General features: G+C 37.3%; 23 protein-coding genes and 1 riboswitch. Of the genes, 18 read left to right on the top strand and 5 right to left on the bottom strand.

Features of this window, described 5'->3' with window-relative positions; translation table 11 throughout:
- Positions 1–175: 175 nt before the first annotated feature.
- Together LPB68_RS01890 and LPB68_RS01885 are read right to left on the bottom strand one after the other, a co-directional pair.
- Complete coding sequence (locus LPB68_RS01890) at positions 176–838, bottom strand: urea amidolyase associated protein UAAP2 (RefSeq protein WP_068658395.1); 663 nt, start codon at positions 836–838, stop codon at positions 176–178.
- A gap of 18 nt (positions 839–856) precedes the next feature.
- Positions 857–1,561, bottom strand: coding sequence for an urea amidolyase associated protein UAAP1 (locus LPB68_RS01885; protein WP_068658721.1), 705 nt, complete (start codon positions 1,559–1,561; stop codon positions 857–859).
- A 390-nt stretch (positions 1,562–1,951) separates the two neighbouring features.
- Here LPB68_RS01885 and LPB68_RS01880 point away from each other — a divergent pair, with 390 nt between their 5' ends.
- From LPB68_RS01880 to LPB68_RS01845, 8 genes are read left to right on the top strand one after another with little or no spacing between them, the layout of a single operon-like run.
- Positions 1,952–3,652: an allophanate hydrolase gene (locus LPB68_RS01880; protein ID WP_068658397.1), complete on the top strand. Its 1,701-nt coding sequence runs from the start codon at positions 1,952–1,954 to the stop codon at positions 3,650–3,652.
- Positions 3,653–3,693: 41 nt separating this feature from the next.
- Complete coding sequence (locus tag LPB68_RS01875; RefSeq protein WP_068658399.1) at positions 3,694–5,331, top strand: PucR family transcriptional regulator; 1,638 nt, start codon at positions 3,694–3,696, stop codon at positions 5,329–5,331.
- Between the two features lie 26 nt (positions 5,332–5,357).
- The gene (locus LPB68_RS01870) at positions 5,358–6,164 is read left to right on the top strand and encodes an ABC transporter permease (RefSeq protein ID WP_068658401.1); all 807 of its coding nucleotides are present in this window, start codon (positions 5,358–5,360) and stop codon (positions 6,162–6,164) included.
- A 23-nt stretch (positions 6,165–6,187) separates the two neighbouring features.
- Positions 6,188–6,973: an ABC transporter ATP-binding protein gene (locus tag LPB68_RS01865; RefSeq protein WP_068658403.1), complete on the top strand. Its 786-nt coding sequence runs from the start codon at positions 6,188–6,190 to the stop codon at positions 6,971–6,973.
- On the top strand, positions 6,973–8,340 hold the full coding sequence (locus tag LPB68_RS01860) for an MATE family efflux transporter (protein WP_068658405.1): 1,368 nt from the start codon (positions 6,973–6,975) through the stop codon (positions 8,338–8,340). Before LPB68_RS01865 ends, LPB68_RS01860 begins: the two co-directional genes overlap by 1 nt.
- A 57-nt stretch (positions 8,341–8,397) precedes the next feature.
- On the top strand, positions 8,398–9,480 hold the full coding sequence (locus LPB68_RS01855; protein ID WP_232510221.1) for an ABC transporter substrate-binding protein: 1,083 nt from the start codon (positions 8,398–8,400) through the stop codon (positions 9,478–9,480).
- Positions 9,481–9,513: 33 nt separating this feature from the next.
- The gene (locus tag LPB68_RS01850) at positions 9,514–10,083 is read left to right on the top strand and encodes a cysteine hydrolase family protein (RefSeq protein WP_068658409.1); all 570 of its coding nucleotides are present in this window, start codon (positions 9,514–9,516) and stop codon (positions 10,081–10,083) included.
- Positions 10,084–10,107: 24 nt separating this feature from the next.
- Positions 10,108–10,683 carry a cysteine hydrolase family protein gene (locus LPB68_RS01845; RefSeq protein WP_068658411.1) on the top strand — a complete coding sequence of 192 codons (576 nt, stop codon included), beginning with the start codon at positions 10,108–10,110 and terminating at the stop codon, positions 10,681–10,683.
- A gap of 290 nt (positions 10,684–10,973) precedes the next feature.
- Here LPB68_RS01845 and LPB68_RS23820 read toward each other — a convergent pair whose 3' ends face one another.
- A complete protein-coding gene (locus LPB68_RS23820) occupies positions 10,974–11,327 on the bottom strand; it encodes an MmcQ/YjbR family DNA-binding protein (RefSeq protein WP_082865713.1) in 354 nt (117 codons plus the stop codon).
- 192 nt (positions 11,328–11,519) lie between these two features.
- Positions 11,520–11,688: riboswitch (cyclic di-AMP (ydaO/yuaA leader) on the top strand.
- Positions 11,689–11,691: 3 nt separating this feature from the next.
- Between LPB68_RS23820 and LPB68_RS01835 the strand changes: the two genes are divergently transcribed.
- On the top strand, positions 11,692–12,342 hold the full coding sequence (locus LPB68_RS01835; protein WP_068658415.1) for a 3D domain-containing protein: 651 nt from the start codon (positions 11,692–11,694) through the stop codon (positions 12,340–12,342).
- A 38-nt stretch (positions 12,343–12,380) separates the two neighbouring features.
- On the opposite strand, the gene LPB68_RS01830 is transcribed toward LPB68_RS01835, so the two are convergent.
- Complete coding sequence (locus LPB68_RS01830; protein WP_068658417.1) at positions 12,381–13,247, bottom strand: polysaccharide deacetylase family protein; 867 nt, start codon at positions 13,245–13,247, stop codon at positions 12,381–12,383.
- 227 nt (positions 13,248–13,474) lie between these two features.
- On the opposite strand from LPB68_RS01830, the gene LPB68_RS01825 reads away from it, so the two are divergent.
- The 7 genes from LPB68_RS01825 (at position 13,475) to LPB68_RS01795 (ending at position 18,048) form a co-directional block, all read left to right on the top strand.
- Positions 13,475–14,170 carry a dihydroorotate dehydrogenase electron transfer subunit gene (locus tag LPB68_RS01825; protein WP_068658419.1) on the top strand — a complete coding sequence of 232 codons (696 nt, stop codon included), beginning with the start codon at positions 13,475–13,477 and terminating at the stop codon, positions 14,168–14,170.
- A complete protein-coding gene (locus LPB68_RS01820; RefSeq protein ID WP_068658421.1) occupies positions 14,163–15,095 on the top strand; it encodes a dihydroorotate dehydrogenase in 933 nt (310 codons plus the stop codon). The genes LPB68_RS01825 and LPB68_RS01820 overlap by 8 nt, the downstream gene beginning before the upstream one ends.
- 36 nt (positions 15,096–15,131) lie before the next feature.
- Positions 15,132–15,467 (top strand): prenylated flavin chaperone LpdD, encoded by a 336-nt coding sequence (lpdD, locus tag LPB68_RS01815; RefSeq protein WP_068658423.1) that lies wholly within the window; start codon positions 15,132–15,134, stop codon positions 15,465–15,467.
- 66 nt (positions 15,468–15,533) lie between these two features.
- Positions 15,534–16,205 (top strand): PspA/IM30 family protein, encoded by a 672-nt coding sequence (locus LPB68_RS01810; protein WP_068658425.1) that lies wholly within the window; start codon positions 15,534–15,536, stop codon positions 16,203–16,205.
- Between the two features lie 108 nt (positions 16,206–16,313).
- Complete coding sequence (locus tag LPB68_RS01805; protein ID WP_068658427.1) at positions 16,314–16,718, top strand: DUF350 domain-containing protein; 405 nt, start codon at positions 16,314–16,316, stop codon at positions 16,716–16,718.
- A gap of 32 nt (positions 16,719–16,750) precedes the next feature.
- Entirely contained in the window at positions 16,751–17,257 is a 507-nt protein-coding gene (locus LPB68_RS01800) for a DUF4178 domain-containing protein (RefSeq protein WP_068658429.1), read from the top strand.
- Between the two features lie 11 nt (positions 17,258–17,268).
- On the top strand, positions 17,269–18,048 hold the full coding sequence (locus LPB68_RS01795; protein ID WP_068658431.1) for a DUF4247 domain-containing protein: 780 nt from the start codon (positions 17,269–17,271) through the stop codon (positions 18,046–18,048).
- Between the two features lie 72 nt (positions 18,049–18,120).
- Here LPB68_RS01795 and xerS read toward each other — a convergent pair whose 3' ends face one another.
- Positions 18,121–19,206: a tyrosine recombinase XerS gene (gene xerS / locus LPB68_RS01790; RefSeq protein WP_068658433.1), complete on the bottom strand. Its 1,086-nt coding sequence runs from the start codon at positions 19,204–19,206 to the stop codon at positions 18,121–18,123.
- A gap of 156 nt (positions 19,207–19,362) precedes the next feature.
- On the opposite strand from xerS, the gene LPB68_RS01785 reads away from it, so the two are divergent.
- Positions 19,363–19,848, top strand: a complete 486-nt coding sequence (locus LPB68_RS01785) for a GNAT family N-acetyltransferase (protein WP_068658435.1) — start codon at positions 19,363–19,365, stop codon at positions 19,846–19,848.
- Between the two features lie 104 nt (positions 19,849–19,952).
- On the top strand, positions 19,953–21,524 hold the full coding sequence (locus LPB68_RS01780; RefSeq protein WP_068658437.1) for an amidohydrolase: 1,572 nt from the start codon (positions 19,953–19,955) through the stop codon (positions 21,522–21,524).
- Positions 21,525–21,593: the final 69 nt, after the last annotated feature.

Here is a 21,593-nt window from a genome sequence, read left to right as displayed (position 1 = left end):
TGTTGAAGCATTTTTGTCAATCATATTATAACGATGCCGATTATGCAGCTGCATTATACAAACAACTTTAGATTTAGTACGGGTAAGTACAGATAAATATTTCAATGTGATGGATACCTATTACTAGCAAAAATGTCGAGAAATTTATGCTGTTTCTCCAGTTGTATGAACTCTATTAACTATTCCAAATTAAAACCTCAATCGGAGTAGGGTTATATGCATTACATGGATTATTTAGTTGAGGGCAGTTACTAATGAGAATAACGATATTTTTCTCTGCTTTTAACTCAATATAGCAGCCTGGAGCAGAAACACCGTCAGCAAATGTAAGTCCACCATCTGGTGTAACAGGGACATTCATGAAAAAGTTAATATTAGGTGCTAAATCTCGCTTTGAAAATGCATAACTGCTCTTATATTTTGATAATTGAAGCATGAAAGTATCTCGACAATTATGCATATATGCTTTTTTATGTGCATAACGAACCGTGTTGCTTTGTGATGAGCATGAGCCTCCAACGGTGTCATGACGACCGCAAGTGTCGGCAACTACAGTTGCTAATGCCGTCCCTGATTCAGCACGTAATACGGTACCAGTTGTAATATAAATGTTTTGTTGGGCTGAAATAGTATGAATAGCACTGTAATGATCCTCTGGAAAATCAGCATCGAATAGCAATGTATCGGCTGCTTGGTTCCCTGCTAAATCTAATATGCGAATGACTTGGCCTTTTTTTAACTCATACATAAAACCGTCCCCAGCTTTGACAATCTCAGAGTAAACGGCTTCCGTAGTTAGTCGCTCACTTTCAACTCGTAAAAATGCTTGTGTTATCATATGTAACCCTCCTCATCATTATCGTAAATTTAAATATTTCCAAGTATTTTCAAATGATCTTTTATTTTCGTCATATTTAATAAAACATATATCTTTGTCGTCAGCGGGTTCGGTTGAAAATACTTCAAATAAAATGACTGTATTAGGGTAACTTGTTTTTGGATTTAATGGATGGGGTGTATTTGAAAAAACAAACAACGTGTCCAACTCTGTTCGCAATGTAATGTAATCATTGGATTTTGCATGCTTTTCAATGTACGATATTCTTCCTTCTAAATCACAAACGATTTTCGAAAAGAAGTTAATTGGTGGTGATAAATCACGTTGAGTTAGTCCATTACGAATTAATTCAACGATAAAATTTTCTTCACCACTTCTTAACCAGTCATTTCTTTTATCTTGATATGAGGTTTTTCCGTATTTTGTATCTGTCATTAATCGGTTTGTATACCCACCGATAGGATCATGCCATCCAACAGAATCATCAATTATACTAACCAGTGCCTTTCCATTATCACTCATTAGAACATTTCCTGTTGTTAGATGAGCTGTATGCTGTGCTTTTAATGTATCGGGCATATTATAGCGTTCACTATAATCATCAGCAAAAAATAACAATGTAGAAAGATTTGCTTCTCCTCCAAGCGTGGTTACTTTTATTAATTTGTTTTTTCCAATTGTGCCTGACCACTTTTCTCCAGGAAGTAATTGAAAACTCGTCATAAGCTTTTCCACTAATATCACTCCTTAATTGTAATGTTGATGTAATGTTAATTCACATTATAAAAAGTTGTAAATAATGCAAATCAAAACAGCCTGTTTTTTATGAATAATAAACCAAATAGATAAAAAAATACAGTTTTATTATGGTTTAATTTATGTTTTGTAAAGTGAACACAAAAACAAACATACATTATACTATGTAAAATAGTAAAAACTCCAAAATACTTTAAAAGGATTGACAGTTTAGTTGTTATCGAAAGATAATGAGTTAAGTTAAGTTTATGTGATATTATCTAACATCAGAAGTTGGCTTCCAATCATATATAACATTAATTAATACACTGGTTAGATAAATAAATGGTATAGCTGTGGTGAGGAGAGAGTAGAGAAATGATAAGAACAACGATTTCAACAGTAAAGCTTATGTATAAGCAAGGTAAGCTTACGCCAGAGCAATACATTAAACAGATTATTGAAAAGTCAATAGAAGATACTTCCTATAATATTTGGATTGAATTACCTACTTATGAGCGTATCAAACCTTATATTGATCGCTTGCAATCGATGAATCCAGATGAATATCCGTTGTGGGGAATTCCATTTGCTATTAAAGACAATATTGATTTAGTGAATATACCAACTACAGCTGGGTGTGCAGCTTACACTTATATCCCAGAACAAAATGCAGAAGTAGTACAAGCCTTGATAGATGCAGGGGCAATTCCATTAGGGAAAACGAATTTAGATCAATTTGCAACTGGTTTAGTAGGTGTAAGAAGTCCATATGGTGAAACCGCAAATGCCTATAGACCAGACTTAATAAGCGGAGGATCGAGCAGTGGTTCGGCTGTGGCAGTAGCAAGAGGTCATGCAGTATTTTCTTTAGGAACGGATACAGCTGGCTCAGGTAGAGTCCCCGCTGCACTAAATAAATTAGTAGGTTACAAGCCTACAATAGGACATTGGTCAAATAAAGGTGTTGTTCCAGCTTGTGCTTCATTAGATTGTGTTACTGTATTTGCTAATCAGTTAGATGATGCGTATTTGGTGGATGCAATTATACGGAAGAAACGAATTGCTTCATTATCAGAAGTTACCTCATCAGCTTTACCTGAAAGAATTGTAATTCCGAAGGAGGATTTATATTTTTTCGGATATTATGCAGAGCAATATAAAAAAGCTTGGCAAGCCACGCTAGCACGCTTAGAGCAAATGGGAGTCATCATTCACTATATCGATACTACTATTTTTAATGAGGTTACTAACTTGCTCTATGATGGACCGTGGATTGCAGAGCGTTGGAGTGATCTAGGTGAATTTATTAGACATAATGTTGATGAAATTTATCCCGTCACGAAACAAATACTTCAGTCCGCGATCGAAAATGGCTATGATGCTGCTTCTGTTTTCACAGCACTTCATAAGCTAAAGGCTTATAAGGAAGAGGTTACTCCACTGCTTGAAGATGCAGTATTGGTTATGCCAACCTGTGGTGGCTCATGGAGTAGGGAACAAGTAAGACTGCAACCAATTCATACGAACAGTGCGATGGGCTATTATACGAATCATTGTAATTTGCTGGATTTATGTGCGCTAGCGATTCCATCTGACGATGCAGACGATGACTTACCATTCGGTATTACATTGTTTGCGGCAAGAGGAAACGAGTCCTACTTACAAGGAACAGCTAAAGCATTTGCAGATACTGAATCGGTTGAGCTAGCTGTATGTGGCTTGCATATGCAAGGTTACGCACTTGAAAAGCAAATGCTAGATTGTGATGCAAGATTTGTTCGTACTGATCATACTGCCCCAACTTATAAAATGCTGCGATTAAAATCAGAACCAGCTAAGCCTGGATTAATAAGGGTAGATAGTAAAGGACATTCTATTGAATTAGAGGTTTGGAAAATAAGATTAAGCAAGTTAGGTCAATTTATGCGTCAAATTCCTCAACCTTTAGGGATTGGAAAGGTAACGCTACAAGATGGTAGTACAGTAAATGGATTTATATGTGAGTCTTATATAGAAGGTGAAAGTGAGGATATATCTGAATTTGGTGGATGGAGAGCATCGCAATTAACACGCTAACATGAAGAATCTTAAGTTAGCATGAAGGGGATTGATGATCTATGTCCAGTCAAAGTTCAAGTTTTGGAATGATTAGAACAATTTCATGTCATGATTTGTTCAATATGACAGCACTACCTAAATTAAAGTTATTAGCTGGAGAAAGAAAACTATCAAACATTATTAGTAGGGTGAATATTATGGAGGTACCCGATATTCAAAATTGGGTACAACATAATGAATTTTTAATTACGACGGGGTTTTCCTATCAAAATAATTTAGATGAGTTTCTTACTTTAATTCCTTACTTAGTAGAAAAAGGGGTATCTGCTTTTGCTATTAAACCAAAACGCTTTATAACAGAAATTCCACAGTCAGTTATTGATTGTGCTGAGCATTATGGTCTGCCTTTATTTGAACTAGCTGAGGACACTGTCTTTTCAAATGTAGTGAGAGAAGTGATGGAAAAAGTTGTTTCATCCGAAACAGAGCATATTATGAAACTTCAAGATAGGTTAGCATTGGTTTCAAATTTAATGATTCAAGATCATTCCATTTCAACCCTTATAGAAAAAATAGAGAAGTTAATTGGTAATCCACTTGCAGTAGTTGATTCCAGAGGTCAACTCATTACAGGGAAGCAGAATGGACAGCTGTTTGAATTTTACTATGAGCAACTATTATTAAAAGACACAACTCTGTTGATGAATTTGCAAAAGTCATGTTTAGATCTAATCGATATGAATGGTGAGCAAATAAACATTCACGTATTTAATCTATGGGATTCTGAAAAGGAGCCACTACGAACCATCGTTTTAGAGGCAAATAATATCTGTGATGAGCTTGACTCGGCTACTGTCTCGCACATTCAACCTTACTTAAATATTCGTGTTCGTAGTGAGGTAACCTATTTGCAAGTTAAAAATAAATATTTTGACGATTTTTTACAGGATTGGTTGAATGGACATATTAAGAGTTTAGAAGAGTTAAATGTAAAAGGGGAATTATATCAATTAGAAGATTTAGCTTCACAGCACTATCAAATTGCAATTGTTAACTTCTACTCCTCTTTGAGTGCTCGACCTGACTATTCAACGCTTGGTGCATTAAACAAACACGAGTATGAATCTAGGTTCATGTTCACGATAAAGGAAGGGAAATTAATCGTTATTATTCCAAGCGAACAGGATTGCGAGCAAGCTACTGAGCAATCACTTATTTTATTAAGAAAATTACTTGAAAAGGTGCTTCAAACTAAACAATTTTCATTATGTGTAGGGGAAATATTTCCACCAATTAAGTTACCTGATGCTCTAGAGGATGTTGAACGACTCTATGTTGCTACTAACGCCTGCTGTGAAAAATCAGATAATGTTACATGGGACAAGCTAGGTATTTATTCAGTGTTAACATTATTACCTGCACATAAAAACATAGACAAATTTTTAGTTCAGTTTATTCAGCCAATAATCGATTATGACCAACTACATCATTCAAATTTACTACACACGTTAAAGAGTTATTTCTTAATGGGTTGTAACATTAAATCAACTGCTCAGCACATGTTTACACACTATAACACCGTTGTATATCGACTAGATAAAATCAAAGCGATACTAGATATCTCATTTGATGATTCAGAAATACAACTGAAGCTCTTACTCGCTTTGAAGCTATATGAAATGAGTCAAACTATATAAAGACAATTCAACAGGAGGTAGTGGAGATGAATAATAGCGGTGCATTTCGAAGTCTATTTAGGATAAGAAAAGAAATTAATAACCGAGTATTTAATACTGTTATGATAACAACATTTGCTTTACTTATTTTAACTTGGTATTTAGTTAGTAACTTCTCGGGCATAAATTCTATATTTTTACCTACTCCACAAGCTACTTTTAAGTATTTATGGTCAGGTTTAAGTAATGGAAGTTTATGGTCAGATATATTAATAAGCTGCTATCGAGTTTTGTCTGGTTTTGCCATTGCAATTATTATAGGTACCCCTTTAGGGTTACTTTCTGGAGCTTTTAAGATCGTAAACGCAGTTACAAAGCCATTAATTGAGTTCTTTAGATATTTACCGATTTCAGCATTAATTCCACTAATTATGGTTTGGGCAGGTGTTGGTGAGCAAGCGAAAATTACGATAATCGTAGTAGGTGCAGTTTTCTCAATGACAGCGATGATTACGGATATTGTTAAAGGTATTCAAATTGATCTTATTAATACCGCTTATACATTAGGAGCAACTCAAGGACAAGTTATTAAAAATGTAATTGTCCCTGCAATTATGCCTAATATGATGGACACAATGCGTATGGTCATGGGATGGTCATGGACGTATCTTATTATGGCTGAGATGTTAGCATCAAGCTCTGGTTTAGGCTATAACATTATGATTGCGGAGCGCTTTATGAAAACCTATATCATTTTTGGAGGTATCTTCATCATAGGTATTTTAGGTTTATTATTTGATCGCATGTTTGCAATTATAAACAAAGTTCTATTTCATTGGGCAGAGGACAATTAGCTTAAACGTCAAAGGAGGAGCTTATGATGGAAGCCATAATTAAAATTTCTTGTAAAAATTTAAATAAAGTATATCAAACTAAAAAAAGTCAAACCATCGCTTTAAAAGATATAAACATTGATATTGAGGACAATGAATTTATTAGTATTGTTGGTCCTTCTGGTTGTGGTAAATCAACACTTCTTCGGATTTTTGCAGGGTTAGATGAAGCAACGAGTGGTGATATTTTACTAGATAATCAAGTCATGATCGGGCCAGGTGCAGATCGTGGGATGGTGTTTCAAGCCTATACGCTATTTCCGTGGTTAACAGTAGAAAAAAATATCCGATTTGGATTAAAACTTAAAAAAATGCCAAAGTCAGAAGCTGATTCAATAGTTGAGAAGTATTTGGAATTAGTAGGGCTAAAAGATTTTCGCAATCGTCTACCAAAAGAGTTATCAGGTGGGATGAAACAACGTGTTGCGATTGCTCGTGCGTTAGCCAATAATCCTGAGGTCTTGTTAATGGATGAACCGTTTGGTGCATTAGATTCAGATACTAAAGGCAATATGCAGCTTCAACTCAGAGAATTATGGGAGAAAGAGAAACATACCGTCATATTTATAACTCACGATATAGAAGAAGCGGTATTTTTATCACAAAGAGTATATGTGATGAGTGCGCGTCCAGGCAGAGTAATCGCAAATATACCAATAGATTTACCACAGCTTCGCGATCTAGAAATTAAGGATACGCAAGAGTTTATTCAAATACGAAAGTATATTCATAGCATGCTTCATTCGAATGACTTTGGAATAAATGAATAATGATTAATACATTATTTCAATCATTTCGTGAGGACAAGCCATTTCTTAAAACATTTGTATTATTAGCTTTGCCAATTGGGCTACAAAGTATGGTTATGAATGTCACACATACAATTGCTTCACTAATGGTTGGTCAGCTAGGGGATTTAGAGGTTTCTGCTACGAGTTTAGCGGGTCAAATTTTCTTTATTCTTAACTTAATCATTGTTGGTATCGTAAGTGGAGCGACCATATTTTTAGCTCAGTATTTTGGGAAAGGTGATCATAAGCAATTAAAAGTCTCGATCGCTCTTGGATTTATCTTAATTATAGCTGTAAGTATCTTGTTTTCAGTAGTTAGTTTAGCTTTTCCAGCTTCAATTTTACAAATATTTTCAACGGAAAAAGAGTTAATAGAACTTGCATCGAATTATTTGAAAATCGTATGTATCAGCTATATTCCAACAGGTATTACTCTAGCAGTCTCAATGGTGTTTCGTAATATTGGACAAGCAAAATTACCACTTAAGATCACTATTATGGGTATTTTTATCAATGTTGGATTAAGTACAAGCTTAATTTTTGGTAATTTTGGGTTTCCTGAGCTTGGTATATATGGTGCAGCTGTAAGTATTGTTATTACTAAATTTATTGAAATGATTTTGTTTGTTTGGTTCTTATATCGTAAATTTTCGGATTATGCACCCTTACTAACGGATTTATTAGGAATCAATCGCTCATTTTTGAAAACCTTCTTTAAAACCTCATTACCAGTCATTATTAATGAAGCCTTTTGGAGCATCGGTATTGCTTTGTACAGCATCGTCTTTTACAAAATGGGCTACACGATCGGTGCTGCTGTAGGAATTGCAAAGGTTTTAGAACAACTGCTGATTTCGTTCTTTATTGGAGCTGGTCATGCAGGTGCGATCATACTTGGACAAGCTATCGGTGAGGGTAAACGAGATGAAGCACCTGAATTAGCGAAAAAAATGGGCTTGTATACAGGAGTGGGTGGAATTGGAATAAGTTTTATGCTTTTAATCGGTACACCACTTTATTTAACTCTCTATCAAGGAATTTCAACTGATGTTAAAGATGCGATTATCACGATTATGATATATTTAGCATTTATTTTGCCACTTAAAGGTATGAATTTCATTCATATCATGGGTACGTTAAGAGCTGGTGGAGATACTTTCATGTGCATGATTATTGATAATTTTTCTCTATGGTGTGTATCTATTCCATTAACCTTTCTATTTGGCTACTTCTTAGACTTTGGAATTGAGATTGTATACTTATTTGTTGTTATTGATGATATATGTAAGTTTTTACTCATTCAGTGGAGGATACGAGGCAGGAAGTGGATTCATAATCTCATTTGATATAGATAGATGAGATTTTTATCAATAAAATTGGAAAAGAGAGAGGAAGAGATGGATATGAGTACAAAGTGGATGAAGTTAGGGACTCAGTTTTTAGCGGTAGTAATGATGTGTTCAGTAATTGTAGCCTGCGGAGAGGGCACGAAGTCATCGAATTCTTCAACTAACGCATCTGTAGAGGTTACAGCCTCTGGAGGAAATGCTACACCTGCTCCAGCACCTGAAGTGAAAGAACCAGTCTCTGTAAAAACCACGTATTATCCATTTATTGGAGGATTTAATATTTATGCTCTAAAGGACAAGGAATATGATTTGGCAAACGGTGTTAACTTGCAAATTGATGCAATGGGTGCTGCTTCACCGCTGATGGGTTTAATGACTCGAGATACTGATGTAGCTTTTATGACTCTACAAAGCTACATGGTTAGCATTGGTACATTAATTGAAGAAGGAACGGATATTAATTCATTACCGAAAATTGTTTATTTGCATAATGGATCAACAGGTGGTGATGGTATCGTAACAGATAGTGAAAATGAAACGGTTGCTGATTTGAAAGGTAAAACGATAGGTGCTTCGTTTGGTGAGGTTACCCACTATATGTTAGCAAAAGCGTTAGAAACAGAAGGCATGACTATTGATGATATCAAAATGGTAGACATGGGACCAAGTAAAGCAGGATCTGCGTTTGTAGCAGGTAGCATCGATGCAGCGGTTACGTTTGAGCCATATTTATCTGAAGGTGTTAAATCTCGTAATGGAAAAATTATTATCGATACGACAACACTAACAAATACGATTCTTGATGTTGTGGTTGTAAGAGCAGATACAGCTGCTGAAAAACCTGAGTGGGTTACAGGTGTATTGAAGTCGATAGAAGATGCAACACAATTTATTTCAACTGATCTTGAGAGTGCTGCTGAATTAGCGGCTGACGATTTACAGGTGTCGAAAGAAGAGGTTATTGAAATGTATCCTACCTTCTATTTATACACACATGAAGATAATAAAGTGGGTATGGGTGAAAACGGTTGGATTTTTGAAACGATGAAAGATGTACTAGATTTCTATTTGGAAATTGGAACACTTTCAACCACATATGACTATAGCTTATTAATTACAGACGAATTTTTATGGTAAGTATTCGAAAAATAAATATTGGAGGAATCAGATATGATTGAAATTCCTAAGCATAGCGCACTAATTATTGTTGATATTCAAAACTCAGATCCAAATAAAAAACGTGATATTCCAGAAAAAAGAATGAACTATTTGAAAAATGCTGAGCGGGTGACAAATTATTTCCGTGAGCGTGGCGATGTTCCAATTGTTCATATATTAGAAATTCATCGAAAAGATCTTATTGATTTTGGTCGCGAACTTGAAGGTGCTGAAAATATTCATTGTGTCGAAGGAACACCTGAAGCTACTTATTATGAGCCTACAGGTCCAATCGAGGGTGAATATACAATAGAAAAACGCCGTTATAGTGCCTTTTTTGGAACGGATTTAGAAATATTATTACGTGGTTTGAAGGCAGATCATCTTTTCATTATTGGTGGAATGACTGATATTTGTGTGCATTATACAGCAGTAGATGCTCATCAATTTAATTATCATGTTCATGTATTTAAGGAAGCGTGTGGCACGCCAAGTAGTGACGAAGTTGCACAAGCTGCTCTAGATAATATTGAGTATTTTCAAACAGGCTCGGTTATTTCAGTAGAGAATTTATTCAATTAATCTATCTTGAAAGGAGTTAGAACTATGAGAAATATATTAGAAAATAGTGCGTTACTTGTTATTGATATTCAAAACGATATGGAAAGTGATGCTATTCCTGTTATGGAAGGCGGAACATGCATGCTAAATTCACCGAAAATTATAAAGCACTTTCGTGAATTAGAGCTACCTATTATTCAAGTAAGAGAGCTGCATCGTGCAGATTTGAGTGACTTTGGCCGTGAATTAGATGGTGTAGAAAAAATCCATTGCTTGGAAGGTACTTCAGCGGAGGAATTTCATCCATCAACAGCACCAATAGAAGGAGAATATATTATAACGAAGCGTCGATACAGTGCTTTTATAGGAACAGATTTGGATCTGTTATTGCGTTGTAAGGGAATTAAGAGAGTATTTTTAATTGGTGGCTTAACAGATGTATGTGTACGTTTTACAGCAGTAGATGCTCATCAACATGACTATTATTTTAATGTCGTTTCTGATTCAGTGATTGGCTCTAGTCAGCAGGCTCATAAAATGGCGTTAAAAAATATGGAGTATTTACAAACAGGTGCTAATATGACTACGGAGCAAGTTCTTGCGTTAAATTGGGATAAATAAGAGTTGTTGTATACGACAACAGAATTTCCTTAACCAGAGGGGGAATATGAAATTGATTTGAGAAAAGGTGAAGCAGTGAGGCTGGATTAAGCATCAATTATGAGGTTTTAGTAGATTGTGCCGAGTGCCACACGTATATTGGGCGGATCCGGGGTCATGAATCAATTAATTAACAAAAAGTGCAAAAAAAGGGTCATCCTAAAGGTATTAACCTTACAGTATGATCCTTTTTTTTACAACTCAAATGATTTCCATATACGGACATGCTCGCTTAAGGAGTTGTCCAGATGCTAGAATTTCAGTAAGAGAATGATAAGGTGCGTCGGAACAGAGTTTAGATAAAATCGGATCGTACCAAACCCGAAGTCAAAAAGTAAAACATCCATGATTGCGCTTGGGTTCACTACATCTTTCTCCGACTTTCTCAACCCTTTAAAAACCAATTCGTAAGAGTGGTCAATCATTTTACATAATTCTAGTTCTGAAAGAGTACCATCGATCAAGATTGTGTTCCAGTGGTTTTTGTTCAAGTGATATCCCGGAGAAATCGAAGCGTATTGTTGTCGTAAACTTTCCGCCATGAATGGATCACATTTCAAACTGATTTTTAGTTGGTTATTTTGGTTGGAAATTAATGCAAACATTTTGGATTTAAGAAATAGTTATTAAATAAAGAGACACTCTTATAGGCAATAAGGGACGAAGAAGTGTATATTACATTGATGCATCTAAATCGATTTGCGTAATTATGAAATTGATTCTTGAACCTCTATTTCTTATCTTTCGGAAGAGCATAGTGGAAAACATTACATAATAAAAGGTTACAAAATTGTGATATATTAATTGTGCCGAGACTTTCAGACAGAAAGTGTGGAGGATGTAATTAAGTTTGTACAAGAATGTGTAAGTTCTTTACAACTAGGGGTGAATCGCATTTAACATGTGTAGGGTTGACTCCCAATCCGAATCCGACAGCTAACTTCGCAGGCGTTATTATAAGGAGGAGCAATGAAAATCCATTTTAAGAAAATGAAATTTGTACTAGCAGCTGTAGGTATGGCAATGGTGGTGCAAAGTACACCACTTCATGCTTCATCACTTCATGTGGCTAAAGAAGGGGATACATATTACAAGCTTTCACAACAATATGCTGTGAACATGGACAAGTTAATGAAAGCTAATCCCAAAACAAAAGCTGACAATATCTATGCAGGTATCAAACTGAACATTCCAACTTCGGGCAATGTGGTTAAGGCTGCATCTCTGACTAACACAGCTTCCATATTAACAACGTCATCAAACAAAAAAGAGATAGAAGCATGGGGAAAAACATTTAACTATTCCAAAACACTAAAAGTTAAAGCAACGGCATATTCTGCTGCTGCTAGTGAGAATGGTAAATGGGGTGCTGTTGATTATTTCGGAAATTCGCTTGAGTTAGGAACCATTGCTGTAGACCCAAGTATTATTCCTTTCGGTACAAAAGTGCTGGTTACTGGACATAGTCACAATGGTCTTCCTAAAGATGCATTTGTTGCAACAGCAAGTGATGCAGGATCTGCAATAAAAGGCAACCGTATTGATATATTTATTCCAGGAAGTCAGCAGAGTGTTCGAGTATTCGGTTATCAAGATATCGAATTGTATTTCATTGACTAATTAAATCATTCATTCGGATAGATAGAGTATATCTCTATCTATTTTTTGGTTTCAGAAGTTTGAATGAGCATGGGGACAGTTACAAAAGTGTATCCTTTATTTCGTAAAGTCTCAATAATAACAGGTAGAGCTTGAATCGTACCTGTTAGATCCGAACCAATTCCACCACCTGCATGAAAGAGAATAATTGAACCAGGTCCTACATGTGACAGCACATTTTTCTTCACTTCTTCTTTACCAATGCCTTTCCAATCGAGTGAATCCACATTCCAATTGACAATTTTATATCCTTGTTGCTTAGCCCATTTCAACTGAGCTTCCGAAATTTCCCCATAAGGTGGACGAATAAGGCTAGGTCTAACGCCAACCGTATCATAAATGATTTGTTCTGTTGTGAGGATCTGACTTTGAAATTGGGCTAAAGTAATTTTTGTGAATAAAGGATGGTCATAGGAATGATTCCCGATAGCATGGCCTTCCCGATGTATTCTCCTTGTAAGCTCTGGGTAATCCTTAGCACGTTTTCCACCAATGAAGAACGTCGCTGGTACATGATATTTAGATAATATGTCGAGGATGGCAGGTGTGAAACGAGGATCAGGGACATCGTCGAATGTGAGAGCGATTCTTTGATTCTTAGGACCCTTGAGAACCATAGTACCAGGATATTTCTGATGTAGTTCAGATAAGGTAGTTTTAGATTTCTTCTTTAACTTATTACTTGAGTTTTGTTGAAGGTTTGACTTAGAAGATTTATCTTGTGATTGGATTACAGATTCAGAATTATATTCAGTTTTTACCATATTGGACGGTGGGGATGCTTGAACTTCTAATGTTATAGTGGTAAATAGTAAGCTGAATATGCTGAGAAATAACAATGTTTTAAGAAAAGCCATTCTGAACATGTGTACAACCTCCGAATTTTTTGTATGTATAGACGCACATAAATGTTGTTATGCCCCCCTTGTGATAATATTATCCTAAGAATATAAGTGAAATAAGTCACATGAACATATTGTGGCTAATGTTATTTTTAAATCAGTTTCATAATCGCCTATGCAGCTTAAATAAGTTTGCGTAATTATGAAATTGATTTTTAAATCAATGAATTCTGAATGTTGGGGGATTTTCCATGGGGAAAGTAATATCGAATACACAAGTATCCGATCAAGTGTATCTAATGAGTGTTGAAGGTCATGCTGGAGGTCGAACGGGTCAGTTTTATATGCTAAGAGCATGGGGGGATTATCCGATACTATCTCGCCCGATAAGTATATTTAACATATCAGGAGATTCGATTGACTTTCTGTACCAAGTGGTAGGGGAAGGTACGGAACTATTTGCGAGACTTCGTCCGGGTGATCCGATATCTTTAGAAGGACCTTTCGGAAATGGCTTTCCTGATGTCTACGGCAGAGTTGCACTTGTTGGCGGTGGGATAGGGATTGCGCCACTATATTACTGTGCGCAACAGTTACCAAATGCGGATATATATTTAGGTTTTAGTAAAGAAGCATATTTACTTGAACCCTTCAATCAAGTCGCAGGGAAGTTAATGACGAATGTAGGTGGGTTCATTATCGATGATATCGATTTCAATCAATACGATGCCATATTAGCTTGTGGACCTCATGGCATGATGAAGGCGATCCAGAGGAAACAACAACAATCACAGTGTACAGCAGAAGTATATATTTCATTAGAGAATCGTATGGCATGTGGGATTGGAGCTTGTTTAGTGTGCAGTGTGTCATGTCATGATGGTCGAAAAAAAGCTTGCACAGATGGTCCTGTATTTGCTGCAGAGGAGGTGTTGTTACATGATTGATTTAACTTGTCACGTAGCTGGAGTTCCTTTCAAGAACCCTATTGTAATGGCATCAGGGACATTTGGTTTTGGAAGAGAATACGGTCAACGTTATGATATATCCAGTCTCGGTGGAATCAGCGGTAAAGGACTTACTTTGAATCCAAAAGCAGGTAATGAAGGATTGCGCGTCTATGAAACACCATCAGGAATGCTAAATAGTGTTGGGCTTGAGAATCCTGGAATTCCTTATTTCCTTGAGCATGAATGTGCCTATTGGGAGACACTTGATACCGTTAGAATTGCTAATCTAGGTGGTAATTGTTTAGATGATTATGTTCAAGGTGCATTGCTGATCCAAGCAGATCACGATAAAAGGGTAGCATTAGGACAGGTCGTGATAGATATGATCGAATTAAATATTTCATGTCCTAATGTAAAAGAAGGAGGTATAGCCTATGGTGTGAAGACCGTTGCTGCACAAGAAGTTGTCCGACTCGTCAGACAAGCAACTAGCTTACCTTTAACGATCAAATTGTCTCCTAATGCAGAGGATTTGGTTGGGATGGCTTTCATGTGCGAAGATGAAGGGGCGGATGCCATTTCTCTAATCAATACGATATCAGGGATGAAGATTGACGTGCATCGACGTTCAAGTGTGTTCCGCAATTTATATGCAGGGCTCTCTGGACCAGCTATCAAACCCATTGCATTACGAATGGTACATCAAGTGGCACAACATGTGAAGATTCCCATTATGGGGCTGGGTGGTATTGTCTCTGCAACGGATATCATTGAATTTATTATGGCAGGGGCTTCGGTTGTACAAGTTGGGACTTATAATTTCATGAATTTAAATGGGGGTCAGGATTTGCTAGAAGGTTTGGAGCAATTCATGCTAGATGAGAAAATTCAATCATTGGACGAGATCCGTGGAATCGTGTAGATTAAGAACATCATAGTTATGAAAGGTTGATGTAATGTGCATGAATACAATCCCAATGACATTCAAATTACTGAAGTTCCTGTAGGTCGAGATATGATGCTTATCGTCACAGGTGGAGCTGTACATATTGGTGCTATATCAACAGCCTATTATTCCCCTGAAGGGTTGATTGAAGTTCAGACGACAAAGATACCTGGGCATAAAGAGTATACAATTAGTGAGAGTTTAGCGCGTAGAGCTATAGAAGTGTTGAATCGAACAGTTACGATTGCTGCTGGGATACATTATGACAACATCACGAAAAGTGAGATTGAGATGATCGTGGAGATTGTAAACAAGCGAATGGACGAATATTTATTTAATAAAAAATGAAACGTTCTTTGAACTTGATACGTACAACAGATATAACAAAACACATCCCTAGGAGGAATGAAATTTATGTCTATGTTTAAAAGATTACGTGATGTAACGATGTCAAATATCAATAGTTTGATTGATAAGGCTGAAGACCCGATTAAAATGACAGATCAGTATATTAGAGATATGCATGAAGATCTTGAAGATGCAGAAAAGGCTGTAGCAGCACAGATTGCCATCGAGAAGAAATTCAAACAACTTTATGAAGAACAAGAAGCACTAGTGAATAAGCGGACATTACAGGCTCAAACAGCTGCTAAAGCGCAGAATGTGGATCTTGCTCGTCGTGCTTTAGAAGAGAAGAATGCGGCTGAAGTGAAGATGAACGAATACAAAGTGAACTATGATCAGAATAAAGCTGCAGCTGATAATCTACGTGGTAAACTTGAAGAAATGCGCAAGCAATTGACGCTAATGAAGAATAAACGCGAAACATTAGTGGCTCGTTACAACGCTGCAAAAGCACAGACTGAAATCAATAAAGCAATGACAGGATTCAGCACGGATTCTGCTGCAAATGGTCTTAAGCGTATGGAAGATAAAATGATGCACATGGAAGCGCAAGCTGAAGCGAGTAATGAATTAGCTTCTAATGAGAAATCATTGGATGATGAGTTCGCAAGTTTAAACAAAGACCAAGCAGTAGATGATGAATTAGCGGCACTGATGAAAGAATTTGGTAAACAAGAATAGATAAGTATATCTAGTACTACAAGCGAAGGAGCTATCTTAAGAGAACAACTCCTTCGTTTTATTATGTAATGAATGTGAAAATATAGCTTGAATGGGGTGTAAGTTAACATGGATTTTGAATATATTCTAAGAGTGTTGGTCTGGACAGGTGTTGGTTCGGTGCTATTATGCTTTCTATTATATGTAGATTCATTATTTACGAAGTACAAGGATTTTGAAGAAGTGAAGAATGGCAACATGGCCGTTACGACTAGGATGATCTTGAAGCTACTTGCACAAGGGTACATTCTATCGGTTTCAATCTCGACATCCGTTGAATTGCTTGAAGCGATCGTGGTCTCGGTTATATCCTTTATCGTACTTCTGATATTGGAAGGTATTGTACGTATTATACTGAAGAATTGGGTCAAGATGGATCTCGACCTAGGAACACAACAAGGGAAATTAGGGTATGGATTGTTCGCAGGTTCATTGCATATTGTCGGAGCATTAATAATAACTGCCTGTCTGTAAATTGAACTAACGTACGTGAGGAGTTAAGGGATATGAGTCTATTAAAAAGAGTAAAAAACCTATTTGCTAAACCTGTACCTGTAATCCGTGAGAAAAGTATGCTCGGACTTGCACCAGGTGATATATGTGAAGTGTCTCTAGTGACATACGAAGTGGTGGGAAGAGTCCACAATCGCAGTCGGAATGCTGTTGTACTTACGTTACAAGACGGGCAGAATATCGAATATCTTCATATCGAAGAACGTGAAAAGTTACTGTACGGGTTATATAAGCCAATTGATGGTAGGTTGGATAATCCGAATGAGGTTCCAAGTATCATAGATTTAGATGATATTTCCTATCATTTAGAAGAAGAATACGACGGGAATGTGCTGGTTGTTGGGAGATCACCCTTTATGCAAGGTGGAGAGCAACATGTATGGCAGTATCAATCGGATAACAATCAATTGCTCCGGATCGAATGGCAGAATGGACGCATTATGATGTATGAAGGTGAACAAGTGATACCAGCAGACGTTAAAGTCATTCGCGCAAGCTAGGGGTGAATTATGTGAAGAAACGATCGGTTCTTTCAATAAAATTATTGGTAGTTCTGAGTTTAATGGTCTCATTATTAAGCGGTTGTGGAATAGGTTCATTTGAGAATGTATTATCAGGGAGTCTAACGGAATCATATCCTCTTGAATCTGTGAATAAAGATGGTAATGCAACTTCTTATGTATATAGAGCCGTAGGTCAGACCGTACCAGAGGTTGCTAAAGAACTATCAGAGGAACGTAAGCCAGATGAAATATCTGTCGAAGATAAAGAGCGGATGTTCCTCGTATACAGCAATGAATTGTATCATTTACAACAGGATCCAGACAAACCTGAGGATACATTGATCGAATTAGATTCCAAGGAATATGTGCAAAAGAATTATAATTCGAGCTTCTTGCAAGGATACATCACAGCAAGTATCATTGGCAGTCTATTTGATTCAATAGGTGGAAGTGGTACTTATCGTGGATACTCCAGTAAAGACGTCTACAAACCGAGCCAGGGTACTTACCGTCAAGCGACGGCCAATGACAAGAAAATCATAGCCCCACTGACCGTTGAGAAAAAAGGAGCAATTACAAGACGTGGAAGTACCAGTACTTCCAGTAGCAGTAAATCAGATGACAGTGTTCTCAATAGAGGATCTTCTTCTACTACGAAGGGTAGCATTAGTAGAGGAAGTGGTGATAGCAGCAGTAAAAGTAGTATATTTGGATCTTCTAAATCCAAGATTAGTAAACCAAAAACAAGAATTGGATCTGGAAAAATTAGCAGGCGAGGGCGAAGATAGCTGTTAAACCACATTATAAAGGGGCTGTCCCAAGTCATGAAAATGACTAGGGATAGCCCCTTCTCTTTAGATTTAGAAGGAATCAGAACGACGCTCAATCGCCTCAGACATCGTCTTATCCGTTAGATGAGCATAAACTTCGGTGGTTTCTGTAGAAGCATGCCCCAACTGCTCCTTCGTCTTGTAAATATCATTCTGTAGATAATAGTCTGTCGCGAATGAATGTCGTAGCTTATGTACCGTTAGAAATGGCTTGCCGAACCTCGATGCATATTTAATTATCATGGCTTGTACAGCGCGCTTCGTCATTCGTTTACCCTCATGTTGTCCATTCGGAATCGTGAGGAAGAGAGCCTTTTCCTTCTTAGGTGGATGGTAACGGGGTTGTCTTAGGCTAAGATATAATGCGAGATCATCCTTGGCTTGTTCACGAAAATAGACGGGTGTTTTATATGTTTCATCATTATTACCTTTTCGGAATATGTAAAGTAATTTGTTGTTGAAATCTAAGTCTTCTAAGTTCAAATTGATGATCTCGGAGACTCGTAAGCCAGAGTTCAAGATCAGACTTGCGATACAGGCATCTCGTTCTTTGTTTAGTTCATAGGAATAGAGAGCCTGCTTGTTATCAGCGACATCAATTCCGTAACCTTCAAGAATATATCCTATAAATTCTAATAATTCTTCGTCCTCAAGAATCTTACCTTTGAGTTTAGCTGCGGTATCCTTCGGTTTGTGAATTCGTTTCACTTCGACTTTCGCCATAATATTTCGTTTTAATAAAGGGTAGAAATTCTCATCTTCGGCAATCTGACTCAGATAATGAAAGAGAGATCGCAGAGAAGATAACTTACGAGATATCGTTACTTTGGAATTTGCACCTTCTCGTCGAGTTGTTAAATAAAGTCGGTAACTCACGATATTCTCCATGCGGAGCATTTCGAGTTCAGTTAAAGTCACTTTGGAGGTATGATCGGCCTCAGATAGTAATTCACCACGCAGCCAATTAAAGAAGGTTTGATAATCTCTTATATATTCTAGAAGTGTTGATGGAGATAAATCGGGTAATTTATAGTCAATAAACTGTTGTACGAACCAAGGCATCCCGAGAACCTTCTCGTCTAGCTGTTTGCGATCAAGTTCTTTTTGTATGTTCACGAATGTGCCCCCTTGATTAAGTGATACCGCATATTAGCTATTTTACCATAGGAACTGGATAGAAGTCATAGCTTGGCAAGAAAGAGTATAATTGCGTAGGTGAAGGAAAAAGTAATATAGTGTGATATAAAAAGTGATGAATGGGTGGATGGTCGTATGGATATGAGATTAGAACGCGTTCCCAAAGAGAATAAAGTGATTATCGATCATATGATGCAATTCTATTTATATGATTTCACAGAATTCTTAGATATTGATCTTGAAGCAACAGGAAAATTCACAGCATACCCAGATTTAGATACCTTTTGGGAGCTTGCTACAGGTAAATATGTTTTTTTGATTTCGGCGGATGGGAAACCAGGAGGATTCGCAATGGTAGAGAGACCCTTTGATCCGGTAGAAGGTGAATATTACATGACGGAGTTTTTTATTATGAAGAAATATCGGCGGAGCGGGTTAGGGAGTTGGGCAGCGAAAGAACTGTTTCAGACCTTCAAGGGAACGTGGAAAGTAACTCAGATGAGAAATAACACTCCGGCGCAGAAATTTTGGCAGAAAGTGATAGGTAACTACACCGGAGGTAGGTATACTCAAAAGTCACGTCCTAATAATGGGAATCTTAGCCAGTATTTCAAGTCTTAATATCACTATACATTGAATCATTCTGCTCATAAACGTTCCAATCTGGTTTGTCTGAATGATAAATCTTGAAGAATAGCAAGGCTAAGCACAGAAGGAGAGACATCATGGGTAAATGCTGGTGGAACGGAACAATCTATACGATGCAAAATGAAGGGGACACGGTAGAAGTTGTATATACCGAACATGGGATAATTGTTGCAACCGGAAGCAAAGAAGTGATAGAAGTGGAATATGATGGGCAAATCGAAGAATGGGTTGATTTGCAAGGTGGAACGATGTTTCCTGGATTTGTTGACAGCCATATGCACTTGATTGGATATGGGGAAACTTTTCTTAAGCTAGATCTATCGAATATGAATAGTAAAGAGGAAGTGCTTCAAGCTATTGCAGATCGAAGTGTAACAGTGCCACGGGGTTCATGGATTATAGCTGAGGGATGGAATGAGAATCGCTGGTTAGACGCTAGTCCTATCACAAGAGATCAATTAGATGCCATTGCACCACATCATCCAGTCCTGTTAAGACGCATTTGTCGTCATTTGTTAGTTGTGAATACACCGGCTATGAAGGCTGTACCAATAGATACTGAAAGAACGGAATACGGAATACATAGCGGGATCTTTAAAGATAGTGATCAAGATATCATCCTTAATGCAGTGCCTCAAGTAACGGAATCTTATATACAAGAAGCATTGCGAGTAGCTATTCAACATGCCTGGAGTCAAGGAGTTGTTGGAGGTCATACCGAAGATTTAAGTTATTATGGAAGTTGCTCCAATGTATTACGTGTTTATCAGAAGGTCATTCACGAGGATTCCATGAATTTCAGAGCGCATTTATTAGTACATCATTCGGTTGTTGGGGAATGGCGGAACGCGGATGAGAAGTTGCTAACTAAGTCCTCATATTTGGAATTCGGGGCGATGAAGATATTCGCAGATGGCGCATTGGGAGGACGAACAGCATTACTGAGTATTCCATATGCGGATGAACCCAGCACCAACGGGCTAGCCATACATTCGGATGAAGAACTAGCGCAGTTAGTAAGCCAAGCACGATCATATGGTTTACCGATTGCCGTCCATGCGATTGGAGATTTGGCTGCAGAGAAAGTCATTGCAGCGATTGAACGTCATCCTGCTTGCGATGGAGCGATAGATCGGTTAATTCATGGACAAATATTAGGAGGAAGTACGATTGAACGAATGAAGAATCTTCCTCTCGTGATAGATATTCAACCCACCTTTGTCGCATCTGATTTTCCTTGGGTTGTGGATCGCATTGGACAAGACACTGACCTTCAATTATATGCTTGGAAAACATTGCTTGATCATGGACTCCGTTGTGCAGGTGGATCTGACGCTCCAATTGAACAAGTCTCACCTCTGTTTGGAATGCATGCAGCTGTGACTAGAATGAAACCAGATGATTCAACGGAAACGATCTATCAATTAGAAGAACGCCTAAGTATGTTCGAAGCCATTTCTTTGTATACAACAGGAAGTGCCAATGCAAGTGGTCATGAATATGATCGTGGAAAGATCAGAGAAGGATATAGTGCAGACTTCACCATATTAACTATGGACCCTTTTCTCAATAAACCTAGTAAATTGTTAACGGATTGTATCGGAATGACCGTGGTTGGCGAAAAAGTTGTATATCGTAATCATGAATAGATTGAAAAAAAGGGAATGCTGAATAATCCCCAACGGTAGAACTGTGAGAAGTTAAGCCGTTTGGGGGTT

The sequence above is a fragment of the Paenibacillus crassostreae genome (assembly GCF_001857945.1).
GTDB lineage: Bacteria > Bacillota > Bacilli > Paenibacillales > Paenibacillaceae > Paenibacillus_AQ > Paenibacillus_AQ crassostreae.
This window is presented reverse-complemented; position numbering and strand designations above follow the sequence as displayed.

What these genes read in the sequence shown, in the direction of transcription:
- LPB68_RS01785 (WP_068658435.1), top strand. Translation starts at nt 19,363, where the DNA reads ATGGATATGAGATTAGAACGCGTTCCCAAAGAGAATAAAGTGATTATC.
- LPB68_RS01880 (WP_068658397.1), top strand. Translation starts at nt 1,952, where the DNA reads ATGATAAGAACAACGATTTCAACAGTAAAGCTTATGTATAAGCAAGGT.
- LPB68_RS01850 (WP_068658409.1), top strand. Translation starts at nt 9,514, where the DNA reads ATGATTGAAATTCCTAAGCATAGCGCACTAATTATTGTTGATATTCAA.
- LPB68_RS01780 (WP_068658437.1), top strand. Translation starts at nt 19,953, where the DNA reads ATGGGTAAATGCTGGTGGAACGGAACAATCTATACGATGCAAAATGAA.
- LPB68_RS01820 (WP_068658421.1), top strand. Translation starts at nt 14,163, where the DNA reads ATGATTGATTTAACTTGTCACGTAGCTGGAGTTCCTTTCAAGAACCCT.
- LPB68_RS01805 (WP_068658427.1), top strand. Translation starts at nt 16,314, where the DNA reads ATGGATTTTGAATATATTCTAAGAGTGTTGGTCTGGACAGGTGTTGGT.
- LPB68_RS01825 (WP_068658419.1), top strand. Translation starts at nt 13,475, where the DNA reads ATGGGGAAAGTAATATCGAATACACAAGTATCCGATCAAGTGTATCTA.
- LPB68_RS01830 (WP_068658417.1), bottom strand. Translation starts at nt 13,247, where the DNA reads ATGTTCAGAATGGCTTTTCTTAAAACATTGTTATTTCTCAGCATATTC.
- LPB68_RS01845 (WP_068658411.1), top strand. Translation starts at nt 10,108, where the DNA reads ATGAGAAATATATTAGAAAATAGTGCGTTACTTGTTATTGATATTCAA.
- LPB68_RS01885 (WP_068658721.1), bottom strand. Translation starts at nt 1,561, where the DNA reads ATGACGAGTTTTCAATTACTTCCTGGAGAAAAGTGGTCAGGCACAATT.
- LPB68_RS01890 (WP_068658395.1), bottom strand. Translation starts at nt 838, where the DNA reads ATGATAACACAAGCATTTTTACGAGTTGAAAGTGAGCGACTAACTACG.
- LPB68_RS01860 (WP_068658405.1), top strand. Translation starts at nt 6,973, where the DNA reads ATGATTAATACATTATTTCAATCATTTCGTGAGGACAAGCCATTTCTT.
- LPB68_RS01855 (WP_232510221.1), top strand. Translation starts at nt 8,398, where the DNA reads ATGAGTACAAAGTGGATGAAGTTAGGGACTCAGTTTTTAGCGGTAGTA.
- LPB68_RS01865 (WP_068658403.1), top strand. Translation starts at nt 6,188, where the DNA reads ATGATGGAAGCCATAATTAAAATTTCTTGTAAAAATTTAAATAAAGTA.
- LPB68_RS01800 (WP_068658429.1), top strand. Translation starts at nt 16,751, where the DNA reads ATGAGTCTATTAAAAAGAGTAAAAAACCTATTTGCTAAACCTGTACCT.
- LPB68_RS01870 (WP_068658401.1), top strand. Translation starts at nt 5,358, where the DNA reads ATGAATAATAGCGGTGCATTTCGAAGTCTATTTAGGATAAGAAAAGAA.
- LPB68_RS23820 (WP_082865713.1), bottom strand. Translation starts at nt 11,327, where the DNA reads ATGTTTGCATTAATTTCCAACCAAAATAACCAACTAAAAATCAGTTTG.
- LPB68_RS01835 (WP_068658415.1), top strand. Translation starts at nt 11,692, where the DNA reads ATGAAAATCCATTTTAAGAAAATGAAATTTGTACTAGCAGCTGTAGGT.
- LPB68_RS01875 (WP_068658399.1), top strand. Translation starts at nt 3,694, where the DNA reads ATGTCCAGTCAAAGTTCAAGTTTTGGAATGATTAGAACAATTTCATGT.
- LPB68_RS01810 (WP_068658425.1), top strand. Translation starts at nt 15,534, where the DNA reads ATGTCTATGTTTAAAAGATTACGTGATGTAACGATGTCAAATATCAAT.